Annotated in this window: 10 protein-coding genes and 1 riboswitch; of the genes, 2 read left to right on the top strand and 8 right to left on the bottom strand. The window is 34.0% G+C overall.

Translation table 11 applies throughout. The features are described from left to right. Nucleotides 1-18: 18 nt before the first annotated feature. From deoR to kimA, 6 genes are all read right to left on the bottom strand, one after another. Complete coding sequence (gene deoR, locus KI356_RS05745; protein ID WP_212935024.1) at nt 19-966, bottom strand: DNA-binding transcriptional repressor DeoR; 948 nt, start codon at nt 964-966, stop codon at nt 19-21. Between the two features lie 302 nt (nt 967-1,268). After that, on the bottom strand, nt 1,269-2,219 hold the full coding sequence (locus KI356_RS05740) for a nucleoside hydrolase (protein ID WP_128281434.1): 951 nt from the start codon (nt 2,217-2,219) through the stop codon (nt 1,269-1,271). A 363-nt stretch (nt 2,220-2,582) separates the two neighbouring features. Next, on the bottom strand, nt 2,583-3,662 hold the full coding sequence (gene nheC, locus KI356_RS05735; protein ID WP_212935023.1) for a non-hemolytic enterotoxin subunit C: 1,080 nt from the start codon (nt 3,660-3,662) through the stop codon (nt 2,583-2,585). Between the two features lie 133 nt (nt 3,663-3,795). Next, nucleotides 3,796-5,004, bottom strand: a complete 1,209-nt coding sequence (nheB, locus tag KI356_RS05730; protein ID WP_128281436.1) for a non-hemolytic enterotoxin NHE subunit B — start codon at nt 5,002-5,004, stop codon at nt 3,796-3,798. 37 nt (nt 5,005-5,041) lie between these two features. Next, nucleotides 5,042-6,202, bottom strand: a complete 1,161-nt coding sequence (nheA, locus tag KI356_RS05725; protein ID WP_128281437.1) for a non-hemolytic enterotoxin NHE subunit A — start codon at nt 6,200-6,202, stop codon at nt 5,042-5,044. Between the two features lie 595 nt (nt 6,203-6,797). Further along, nucleotides 6,798-8,624, bottom strand: a complete 1,827-nt coding sequence (gene kimA, locus KI356_RS05720) for a potassium transporter KimA (RefSeq protein WP_128281438.1) — start codon at nt 8,622-8,624, stop codon at nt 6,798-6,800. Nucleotides 8,625-8,768: 144 nt separating this feature from the next. Next, a riboswitch (cyclic di-AMP (ydaO/yuaA leader) is annotated at nt 8,769-8,916 on the bottom strand. Nucleotides 8,917-9,057: 141 nt separating this feature from the next. Between kimA and KI356_RS28405 the strand changes: the two genes are divergently transcribed. After that, nucleotides 9,058-9,186, top strand: a complete 129-nt coding sequence (locus tag KI356_RS28405) for a hypothetical protein (protein ID WP_265176549.1) — start codon at nt 9,058-9,060, stop codon at nt 9,184-9,186. Between the two features lie 79 nt (nt 9,187-9,265). On the opposite strand, the gene panE is transcribed toward KI356_RS28405, so the two are convergent. Continuing rightward, complete coding sequence (panE, locus tag KI356_RS05715) at nt 9,266-10,198, bottom strand: 2-dehydropantoate 2-reductase (protein WP_128281439.1); 933 nt, start codon at nt 10,196-10,198, stop codon at nt 9,266-9,268. 174 nt (nt 10,199-10,372) lie between these two features. Here panE and KI356_RS05710 point away from each other — a divergent pair, with 174 nt between their 5' ends. After that, nucleotides 10,373-11,848, top strand: a complete 1,476-nt coding sequence (locus KI356_RS05710) for a hypothetical protein (protein ID WP_212935022.1) — start codon at nt 10,373-10,375, stop codon at nt 11,846-11,848. Nucleotides 11,849-11,898: 50 nt separating this feature from the next. Here the strand turns inward: KI356_RS05710 and trhO are convergent, their stop codons facing one another. Further along, nucleotides 11,899-12,858: an oxygen-dependent tRNA uridine(34) hydroxylase TrhO gene (trhO, locus tag KI356_RS05705; RefSeq protein ID WP_128281441.1), complete on the bottom strand. Its 960-nt coding sequence runs from the start codon at nt 12,856-12,858 to the stop codon at nt 11,899-11,901. Between the last annotated feature and the right edge of the window lie 149 nt (nt 12,859-13,007).

The following is a 13,007-nucleotide window of genomic DNA, read 5'->3' as shown; positions in this document are numbered from 1 at the left end:
TGAGAAAGCCTTTTATTTTTAATCTTTTTGATAATGTAACAATTCTTTCGCCGTATGCTGATCGATAATTAATACATTTGCATACCCACCGCGTAACGCACCATCAATTGCTTTTATTTTTCTATTACCACCCGCAACTAAAATAGAGCGTTTCTTTAATTTCAGTTCCTCTAACTCAATTCCAATGGTCCGCTTATTAATTTCTTCGCTACTAATATTTCCGTCTCCATCAAAAAATCGTGAACAAATGTCACCGACCGATTGTTTTTTGAGTAAACTCGTTTCATCCATGTCGAAATAACCTAATCGGAATAATAGCGCTTCGTCTCGCACTGTTCCTACAGTGAACACTGCAATATTCGCTTGTTTCCCCATTTCAATAATGTGATGAATATGTCGATCTTGCTCTACTAATTCTTTTGTCACTGCATTATCAAATATAACTGGAAGAGGTAGATTTCTTGGCGTCGTTTGAAAAGCATCTGCAAATAAAGCTATCGTCTCATTCGCATATGTATTTACACTCGAATGACTAATACCACCTTTTAGCTGGACCACTTCTACACCTTTTACATGTTGCGGTACGATTTTTCTAGCAATTTCATACATCGTCATTCCCCAGCTTACCCCAACGATATCACCGTTTTTAACCGTCTTTTCCATATACTCAGCTGCATATTTACTAATATACTCTGTAATCGTTGCATATTCTGGCACTGGTGAAAATACGACATGTGCCTCTAACAAGTTGTACTTTTCTTTCAGTAAATTCCCAACGTTATCTAAATCAGCAAATGGATCGGCTATACTAATTTGAACAAATCCTTTTTCTTTCGCGTACTTTAATAATCTAGAAATCGTCGGTCTTGAAATATTTAATTTGTTAGCAATTTCTTGCTGACTATAATCTGATTGATAATATAATCTTGCAACTTCAACGCTTAGTTGTTGTTTATCTTTTTCCATAGTAATTCATTACAAATCCTTTCCTGTATTTCCCTTTCGTTACAAGCATTATACAGCTTTATGCAAGAAATTTCGACACCTTAAATATATCTACCTAAACTTCTATCCCAATTAGTATATACAGTGAAACTTTAATCAGTGGGGATTTTGTTTTGTTAGCTTGATAGTGATGGGATACAGCCAACATTTTGGAAGTTTTATATGCTAAGCGAATTTCAACCTAAAAAAGTCGAATTCCTGTACGTTAAGTGAAGTGGCATTTCATTCACATAATCCCTATTATCTGAAGTTAATACAGTCTGTTACACTCTCTTCTTTAAAAACGTTTCCATAATATCCTTCTTGAATCTTTCATAATCAAGCTGAAAAGCTACATTATGCGTTTTATAGCCTGGATTAGTAGCAAAACGAAAGTCTGCAATACTTTGACCAAATCCTTCTCCTTGATCAGGAATTACTTTAATGGGTACTCTTGAAAGGCCAACAGCCTCTTGATTCAGCAAATACCACACTGTTACAAAATCATGCATAGGACTTCCACTTATACCAGGATTAGACTTGGAGTAGAATTTATAATAATAGTCTAACATAGGTTTGATGATGAGTCCTGCAAGATCCTGTGTATTCCGATGAAATGCATCGATTTGCTGGACCATTTCGGGTGTAACAATCGCATGTTGAGTCACATTTAAAGGAATAATTGTCAAGTTCTTTGCATGCTGCAGAATTAAGTTTGCTGCATAAGGGTCTGAGTAAAAGTTAGCTTCAGCCACAGCAGTTACGTTACCTGGATAGAAAAAAGCTCCCCCCATGCAAATGCATTCTCTTACGTTTCGCATTGTTTCTAAATTCAATACAAAAGTCGTAGCTAGCGAAGAAAGTCTTCCTAAATTGATAATTGTAAGATCTTCTAAATTTGATTCTATAATTTGATAAATATCATTTAAAGGATAAACTGGATATGAAATTTCAGGGGGAATGATAGGTCCTAATCCGACTTTTCCATGTACCTCAGGGAAATACTGAATCAATATACCTGTCAACGGTACAGAAGCACCAAGGAATACAGGTATCTCTTCTCTTCCCGCAATGTACTTCAAATAGTTAATATTTCTTATTACATTTTCTCTGGATACATTTCCATAATCGGCTACAATTCCTACAAGTTGAATGTCTTTACGAAAAAAGGTGTACAGTATAGCAAACGCATCATCAATCCCTAAATCTGTAAACAGGAGAACCTTTTTTTTCATATCTCTTCCTCCAAAATCTATAGAATCCTACTTTCACTAATGATGTAGTGATCAGACTAAGCTTGTATGTATATATTTTATGTATTCTTAAAGAGTGGATTCTATTCACTTGAAATAGCTTTGCTCATTTAAATTTGATATTATGTTCAAGCGTAAGTTTCTGTTCTTAAGTTCATAGGCATATTGTGCTATCCCATGCCCATCAACTTAAGAATTTTTTAACACCCCAAAACGAAAAGACAAGTTAAATTCTCATAGAAAGCTACATTGATAAAACACACGGCAAACTTATGGGTAAAATTACAAGCTCGGCTCTCCACAAAAAACGGGATAAAAAAATAAACAGCGGAACTAGTCCACTGTTTATTTCGTCACGCCTTCATGTAATTTTTCTGTATAATCTTTTACATCTTTCCAGCTATCTTTCGCTGTATTTAAATCTTCCTTTATAAACGTAAACTCTTCAGGACTCATTCCTTTTACGTTTTGTAGTAAATTATTATATTTTGCCCCTACTGTATACCATTGATTTGATATATTTTGTAGTGCTGTAATTGCTGCATCAATCGTTTCTGTCATATTTGTTGTCTTATTTTTCACATCTGTCAAAATTGCGACTTCTGCTTGCGCTCCATAAATTCTATCTTTTAAATTGGCTATTTCGCGTTCTGCATTTGCGATATCTTTTTTCGCAATCGCAATCATCGGCCCGCCCGCAAGACATGTTATTAATGCTACGCAAAGTACGCCACCAGCAATGACCATGTCATTACTCTTTTTGATCGAATCGTTATATGTATTTATTTGTTGCTCTAGAGCCGGAATACCCGCATTCGTACTTGCTAAAATCGCTGTTAATTGATTTGTATCCTCTTTAAAGCTATTTGTGTCTTTCGCCATTCTATCGCGAAAAGCTTTCAAATCCCCTAATAATACATCTACTTCATTTTGATTTTTTACAATATCCGCATACAATTTTTCTAAATCCGCTTTTAACTTACCGCTATCCTTTTGATCAATCGCCAATAGCATGCTATTATAATACGCTTGAAAAGTATTATTATAATTAATAATATTTTGATCCGTTTTCATAATCTGGGGCTTCATATTATTTAACCAATACGATGCGTTAATTTTTGCATCTCTTTGATGCTGAATCATATTTCCTTTAAACTCACCATTGATTGAACTTATTTTACTCAAATCAGTCTCTTGCTGATTTTGAATTAATTTTGCATATGAATCCATTGCGAATATGCTCGATGTCGTTTGCGCCATTACATCTTGGAATCCAGCTGGTCCGAGAGAATAGTTTTTTGCATTTTCTTGTAATGTTTTTACGTTTTGTTCTGCTGCAAGAGGATGTAAAGGAAACACATTACTCGTTGCTACTCCCGCAATCATTATCGTTAAAAGACATTTTTTATAGAAATTATTACGCATACTTATCACCTATTCTTTTTATGAGGATATGAAACGTTAGAGGTAAAAAAGCTCCTGCTCACTACTGAACAGGAGCTCTCTATTATTTAAAAATCTCTTATCTATACGTAATGCTATAACAGTTTAATTGTTATTATGCTTTTTTCGTATCTACTACTTTAATATCTTCAGCATAAATTTTTTCTGCATAGTCTTTAATGTTTTTCCAACTATCTTTCGCAATGTTTAAATCTTCTTTAATGAAAACAAGGTCGTTTGGACTAATTGCATCTACATTTTGAAGTAAAGAATTGTATTTTGATCCCATTGTGTACCATTGATTTGAAATGTTTTGTAACGCTGTAATTGCAGTATCAATTGTATTTGTTAAATACTCAGTTTGTGTTTTAATGTTCGTCAATCCAGCTACTTCTAATTGCGCAGTTGTAACTTGTCCTGTTATTTTTTGAATTTCTGCTTGCGCATTATCAAGTTCTTTCTTCGCTAATACGATTCCAGCTGTACCACCGCCTACTGCTGCTGCACCACCTGCAATTAACGCGACTCCTAGCGGCGTTCCTGCACCTGTAGCAATAACTACTGCACCACCGATAATTGCAATTGGTCCTAAAGCTGTCGCAACAGATGAACCGATAATAATTGCATTATATTTACTAATTGCTTCATTGTACGTTGTAATTTGATTTTGCAATAGCGGAATTCCTGCATCTTGACTAGCTAATATAGATGTAATTTGATTTGCATCTCCCTTGAAGTTTTGCGTATCCGACGTCATTTTGTTTCGGAATTTCTTCAAGTCTTCTACTAATTGGTCTACTTGTGCTTTATTTTCATTAATACTACTTGATAATCTAGTTAAACCTTTCGTAAGAGTTGCTTTATCCTTTGCATCAACCGCAGCAACTAAAGTATCATAATAGTTTTGGAACTTCGTATTGTAGTTAATGATATTTTGATTCGTTGAAATAAGCTGTGGTTTTAATACATCTAACCATTGTTTCGCATTTCCTCTAGCTGTATCTTGATGCTGAATCACTTTTCCTTTTAAAGCTGCATCAACTGACGATACATTTCCAAAGTTAACATTACCTTGTTTAATAATTGTTAAAGCGTACAGATCCATTACTAAAGCGTTTGAACCTGTTCTTTCCATCGCATCTTTTAGGCCTTCAGGTCCTAATGAATATTCTTCATAGTCATTATAAGCTTTTGCTACCGCATGAACCGGAGCTTGCTTTACTGCAGTTTCTGCTGCATAAGTATGGGCCGGCATAATATTCCCTGCTGCAAATACTGCCATCAGTGCTGATAGAGCCATTACTTTATAAGGTTTTTTTGTCATTTTTCTTCTCTCCCTATATCGTTACTTATTTTTCTTCTTAATGTACTTCAACGTTTGTAACGTAATCTTCAAATTGATTTGTTTGTTTATTCATTTCATCACTTACTTTTTTAATTTGATTGAAATGTTTTTGGAGTAAACTACTGTCTGCATACGTGCCTTCTCCAATATTTGTTTGAATTTGGATCATATTATTATTTAAAACTTTCCAATCCGTTAATAACGTTTCTAAAGTTGTAATTTGGCGGTCAATTAGTTCTGTAAAGCTACTTACTTGATCTTCAATAAATGTAATTTGAGTCGCCTCTGCTTCCGTTTGTGATAACTTTTGAATAAGCGGTAATAACTCTTTTTGCTTTTGTTGAATACGAAGAGCAGCTTCCCTCGTTTGACTATCTGCAGCATTTACAATTTCATTACTTAAAGTACCGATAGAAACAAAATCGATTGTTTTCGTTTGTGCAGTTTGATTTGTAATTGTAAATACTTGTTTACCGATATTAATAGAACCTTTAATAATTTCTTGTGGTCTATTCAAAATGTTTGTTAGTTCAGCTTGAATTTCCCCTTGAATTCTTTTAATGTCTTCTCTTAATTTCACAATATCTCCATTTGATCCTTGCATTGTTTTTATCGCTTCATCAGCTTTAATTGATAAATTGTTACTATCTTTGTCTAATACTGTTTTAAAACGATGCAATTCTAATAAATCTTGCTCCATACTCTCTTGGATGCTTTGTACTTGCAATTGCAATTTTCCATATGCGCTTGTAAAATCTGCTTTGGCCTGTTCATCTTCATTTACTTTTCCTGCTAGTTCATAGAGCTTACTATAATAGCTATTAAATCTAGTACTATATCTCATCATCTCTTGATTTAAGTCGATTAGCTTCGGATTATATTCATCAATCCACTCTCGTACATTCGCCTTTGCAAACTTTTGATGATTCGTTAAGCTACTCATAGCATTCACTTTAATGTCTGGTTGTTGCAAAATAACTAATCCGTATGCTTGGATAAGTGGTGACTGTGACCCTAACATTCTAATTGAATTTGATAATGTATTTGGAGCAATTACATTTTGCACGTTTAATACTTTCACTTCTGATTGCCCCCCTTCAGCGTAAGCGCTTACAGGAATGAAGCAACTCGTAGATACTGCTGTAACCAATAACCCTGTAATTAAAGTCTTTTTCACTTTAACTCCTCCTATGTATTAGCAACTATTACTATCGCATTTTATTATTCTATTTTCTTGCACATAATTTGAGATGGTTAAAAATAACGACCGTTCTCACCGTGATTCATGTACTAACCACCTCTCTCAAATTTTATTAATACAGTACTAACTTATTGTTATAAAACATTTCATATATGCTTAGTATGAATAACATTGTATAAAATTTCTATATTATCGCAAGTCCCGCATTCACACAGTGAATATATTACCTAAAAATATTATTCATTTTAAATTAATTAACGTACGAAAATATGAAATTTTGTTTTGTTTTCATGTAAGTTTTGTACTGTAAGGTCATTTAAACACAGCTATTTATCTACCGTAAAGAAGTATTTTCATCCCCTTTATTTTCAAGCTCTCATGTCCTTATTTCAAAATAAAATCCGATTCACTTTCTCGATTGAAATATCCATATATCACAACAGAAAACACTACTTAATCACAATCGATAAAATTATATCGATATATCTTTTTGGTCCGTATGCAATTATGCATAGCGTATACACAAAAAAGGATAACTTCACTTTCGTGAAGTTATCCTTAAAAAATTCCCTTACTTTTTCAAATGATATGGTACTGTCGTAATAACAACATTTCTTCGATACAGTAAATACGCACGAATTAATAAACTAGACTGGTTATGAAGAATGTTATGCCAACCTTTTTTCGGAATAAACTGTGGTATAACGACCGTAACTCGGTAATTTGATTCACTCGCTTTATATTGCACTGTATCAATAAACTTGGTTAACGGCTGAATAATACTTCTATAATGAGAATGTAATGTAACAAGCCTTACTTCAGGTTGCCACTTCTTCCATTTCTCTTCAAATTGCTTTTCCTCTTCTCTGTCAAAAGCAACATATACAGCGATAACTTGATCTGCAGAAAGAGCCTTCGCATAGTTCAATGAATTTTCTACTACATGAGTCATGCCTGCTACAGGAACGACAATTACATTTCCCTCAATCGGAACAATCCGTTCACAAGTTTTTAAACTTAATTGATCGCCCACTGCATCATAATGCTTCTTAATTCGATGGAACAAGAAGATAATGGCAGGTAAGAAAATAAGGATCGACCAAACTTGTGCGAACTTAGTTAAAAAGAACATACTCATTACGATAAAACTAATAACTGCACCCGTTAAATTAATCGATAATCGTAAAATCCATCCTTCAGGCTTTTCACGAAGCCACTTTAGTACCATTCCAGTTTGAGAAAGCGTAAATGGAATAAATACCCCTACCGCATATAGCGGAATCAAATGTTCTGTTTGCCCTTGGAAAGCTACAATTAAAATAATCGAAGAAACCCCTAGTATAATAATACCGTTTGAATATCCCAGACGGTCTCCTCTAATTGTAAACATTCTCGGTATGAACTTATCTTTCGCAAGATTAACTGCTAATAACGGAAATGCAGAATACCCTGTGTTAGCTGCAAGAATTAATATTAAAGCTGTTATACCTTGTATGAAAAAGTACATAAAATTACGTCCAAATGTTTGTTCAGCGATTTGCGAAACGACTGTTACTTGTTTATTTGGAGTAATTCCGTAATAGTAAGCTAAAAAGACAATTCCTGAAAATAAAACGGCAAGTAATGCCCCCATCGCAAGCAATGTTTTTGCTGCATTGTTAGGTGCAGGATCTTTAAAGTTTGGAATTGCATTAGAGATCGCTTCAACACCTGTTAAAGCCGAGCTTCCTGAAGCAAATGCTCTTAACAGTAAAAACAAACTAATTCCCGCAACCGGTGTTCCAATCGGTGAATGTAAAGTCGGTGAAACGTGACCAGTTAAAATATTGTACACCCCTACACCAATTAATATAAATAATGCTAAAACAAATAAATAAACAGGATATGCCAAAATGGAAGCTGATTCAGTTACCCCTCTTAAATTTAAGATGGTAATCAATATTACAAATATAATTGCAATGATTACATTATGTGCATGTAGGCTAGGAAAAGCAGATGTGAGCGCATCTGTACCTGCAGATACACTTACTGCGACCGTTAAAATATAATCCACTAATAAAGATCCACCAGCTATTAAGCCTGGATTCATCCCTAAATTTTCTTTTGATACAACATATGCTCCCCCGCCATGAGGGTAAGCAAAAATAATTTGTCGATAAGATAAAATAAGAGCTGTTAATAATACTAATACCCCAACAGCTATTGGAATAGAATACCAATAAGCTACCGCTCCAAGACCTGCTAATGCAATTAAAATTTGCTCTGGACCGTAAGCAACTGATGATAAAGCGTCAGAAGATAAAATAGCTAGCGCTTTCGTTTTATTAAGCTTTTGTTCTCCTAACTCAGTTGATTTTAATGGCCTTCCAATTAAAAACCTTTTGATAGTTGAAACCACTGCTGTCCACTCTCCAATAATTTTGTACGAACTTTTCTGCTAGTTAGAGCAAGTAAAGTATTTCTTCAGAAAACAAAAAATGTCTACAAGCCATAACGAAATAGACTTGTAGACATTATTTTTTTTGTCGCACAAGCTCCACCTTCCTTCTCAATATAACGCTTACGAGGTTAGCTGTCGGATTCGGGCCTATGAGTAGCCCTACCTTTTTCAAGGATTCACCCCCATTGAATTATGCACTAATTCATTTAAACGGGTCCCCCGCACCATGCGGTTTCAGCGATTTAGAAAATTGAAACTGTGGATTATAATACTCCTTTATTTTCAAAAAGTAAACAAAAATTTTTAATAAGAAAATAATTAAAATGATTGCGCATAATCCACCGAAAAATATGCATAATGAATACTAAAAAATCCGCAAAGGAGGCCCCATATGTCTAAAGAAAAGAAGCCTATTTTTTCCGACTCATATTTAGATGCAGTAGCAAATGAAATTAATCAGTTATATGGTAACCGTGAAAAAGAGAGAAACACGACAAAAAGCACTGAAAGAAACGAATAGATTGTCAAAAATGAACATAAAAAAGGATAGCAACGTATTTATATTTTGCTATCCTTTCCACTTTTTCATACCATTAAAATCACACTATTTCTTTATTTAAGATCATTTCTTCATATACCTTTAAATTTTGATATACAACACTTAATAAAGGCACATCTATAGACATTTCCTCTGCTAATTTCAATAAGTATCCTTGTAAATGCTTCCCTTCAACAAGCGAACCTTTTTCCATATCTCGCTGCATCGATGACTTCATATCATACGAAATTTTATCAATCGTTTTCATATGTTCCTCAACGATATTTTCCTTCACTGGAGCTCCAAATGCCCTCATGATTTGCATGGATTCCTCAAATACATTTCGGATAAATTCACGTCCACCTTCACTTTCACGAATTGGTCCTATTGGCGAACGCATTAATGTGGTCACTCCTGACATTACAGTGATAAATAAATATTTGTGCCACATATCTTGTGTAATATTTTCACTTAATACAAAACTGGCTTTCGTACCCGCAAATACTTTCGAAATACGTTGCATTCTCTCTGCATCTTGAGGCTTAATTTCCCCAAATACAAGTCTGTTGGCAGCACTAGTTTGCACGACATCCCCTTCGCTATTTAATGTCGTTTCAATAAAGCATAAACCACCAATTACCTTTTCCACGCCGAATTCCTTTTGTAATAGTGCTAAATGAGCGATACCATTTAACAATGGGATTATTACTGTATCCTCTCCTACAAATGGTTTCAAATCTGTTATTGCTTCATTTAGGTGATACGCTTTTGTTGAGAATAAAATTACATCAAATGGAGAAGTACTATCTTCTTTCGTTATTAGTTTCGGTTGAAATGAAAAATCGCCGTTAATACTTCGGATAACAAGACCTTTTTCCTCTAATTGTTGTTTCCGTTTACTACGCACGAGAAAAGTTACATCTTCTCCCTTTTCTACTAGTCGTCCACCAAAAAAACCTCCAACGCCTCCAGCTCCTAGCACTAAAATACGCATATTACATCCCCTTTTAAAAGAAAAATTCACTACTTTTAGTATACATAATATTATACATGTCTCCTAATAAATCAGCTGATTTTTCATTCTTAATTGAATGAAAAAACGGCGGTTATTTTTAATAAGATTTGGGCATGTTGTTTCTATAGCCTATATTGAAAGGAAACTATGTAAATGGAGGCAATACAAACAATCGAAGAAAAATATGTATCAACAGCTATTTTTCAATTTATTTTCCCATTTTCGTTCAAAAATGGATATGAACAAAACATGTTCCCTTTCTTACAAAGAAACGATTTCCGACCTTTCCGACTCGATCATCTCGAAGATGAAAATACATATTACGGGAAGTTTAAAGTTTCACATCAAAACATGGAAGCATACTACCTTTCATTTACAAATAAAATTCTCTTTCCTCACTCAGAGCATCAAAAAGGATTACAGCGTTATTCTAAAAATTTTAATTTAAATGGACATTTAACAACAAATCATATATCCGTTCCGTTCACAGTGCATTCAATCGACGTTACACTCTGCCCTTATGAACTCGGTTTCCTAACAATTCGAACAGAAGTTAACGCTGCACCTAATATGACATTATCAGAAGCAATACAGTTCGCTGATCGCTTCCGCGTACTTGAAACGCAAAATGAAAAGGACGATAACATTTGTATAGAATGTAACGGAATTAAATATTCACAAATTGAAAAATTCATTTTTGGTTATTTATTTAACGGATTAACGGATTTCTTTGAGAAGAAAAGATTAAGAAGTTCATACTTTCAAACTTTTCCTTTCTTTGAAGACCAAAGAATGTACGTGCAGACTTTGCTATCTCTGAAAGAAGGTATGGATCTTAATGTAGTCGATGTTTATCGTACTTCTAGTCTTTCTGGATTAACAAGTGATGGTAAACCATATGTAAGTGCGAACAACCTCCCTTATATTCATGATTATTTAAAAAAACACGCCTATCAAAGGTGGGCTCCTAATCGTTATTTCATAATGGAAGAACATATTTTCACGTGTATTACAAATGAAGGTGACGATAAAATAGCTAAACTTGCTAGCCAAATGTATGGGGAGTTTTATTATGCTTTATTATTAAATCTATTTCATAAAATTGTTTTATTAAAAATGGCAAACGCCTATGCTGAACTAAATATTCAACAAGATACAAATGAAATAGAGAAATTAATTTACTCTATCAATTCGTTTACAGCTAATTATTTTTCTTTAGAATTAGTATCTCAATCACAAAGTGAAGATATTTTCTTTCGTTTAAGAAAGCTTTTTAACATCGAAATACTATACTCAAACGCTAAACAAAATCTTGATAGCTTATTTAAATATCAAGAAAATGTTGCCTCTAAAAAAGATAGCCTTTTATTATTAATTTTAACTCTCTACTCTGTAGTAGGCCAAATGCTAGGGTTTACTATGATTGACCTATTAAAAAACACGGATTCAAATCATATAGCTTCCCCCCTTGAGTATTTTGCTCTTTTAATCTCTGTTAGCGGCATAGTCATTTCACTTATTTTAGGTGTACAAGGTTTATACCAATGGGCTATACAACAAAAAAATCGAAAAGCATGGGTAAAACAAACTGTGCTGTCTGCTGTGAAAGAGAAGGATGGTACAAAGTAAATAAAAAAAACAGATGGCAGCACGATGCTACCATCTGTTTTCTATTATGCTTACTTACCTGCTTCGATTTTTTCTAATGCAGCAGCTACTTGCTCTTCTGTTAATTCGTGTTGCACGATATAACGATTACGTGGGTGTACACGACATTCATGAGAACATGCGCGTAAATGTTTTGCTTCACTTTCTTCAGAACATAGAATCTTCTTGTTACATTCTGGATTTGCACAGTTTACATAGCGCTCACAAGGTTCGCCTGTAAAATGATCTTTACCAACGATAACATGTTCTTTTTGGTTTACTGGTACAGCGATACGCTCATCAAATACGTAACATTGACCATCCCAAAGCTCGCCTTGTACTTCTGGGTCTTTTCCGTAAGTTACAATTCCGCCGTGAAGCTGACTTACATCTTCATATCCTTCTCGAACTAACCAACCAGAGAATTTCTCACAGCGAATTCCACCTGTACAGTACGTTAAAATCTTTTTACCTTCAAGTGTTTCTTTGTTTTCTCTAATCCAATCTGGTAATTCACGGAATGATTCAATATCTGGTTTGATCGCACCTTTAAAGTGTCCTAAATCAAACTCATAATCATTTCGTGCATCAATGATAACTGTATCTTCTTGTTTCATTGCCTCATAGAATTCTGTTGGTTCTAAATATTTTCCAGTTACTTCTTTTGGATTAATGTCGTCTTCTAAACGAAGTGTAACTAACTCTGGGCGAGGACGTACGTGCATTTTCTTAAATGCATGCTCATCCGCCTCATCAATTTTAAAAACGATTCCAGCAAAACGTGGATCATTGTTCATTACTTCCATGTATTTCTCTGTTTGCTCAAAAGTACCAGAACAAGTTCCGTTAATTCCTTCTGTCGCTACAAGAATTCTTCCTTTTAACTCAAGTGATTTACAAAATTCTAAATGCTGTTCAGCAAATTCTTCTGGGTTTTCAATTGTTGTGTACATGTAATACAGTAATACTCTATATGGTTTTGTAGTTGCCAATGTATTTCTACCACCTATCTAAATTTTAAAATCATGTATAAGTTAACGTTCATATCAAAACATATATAATAAGAAAATACATACAAATATAAGTTAACAAAAATAAAAACAAGATTACATCACAAAACACTATGGTTATGTTGTAATCC

The sequence above is a fragment of the Bacillus hominis genome, from assembly GCF_018332515.1.
Taxonomy (GTDB): domain Bacteria; phylum Bacillota; class Bacilli; order Bacillales; family Bacillaceae_G; genus Bacillus_A; species Bacillus_A hominis.
The sequence above is the reverse complement of the archived record's forward strand: the minus strand, read 5'-3'. Positions and strand labels throughout refer to the sequence as shown.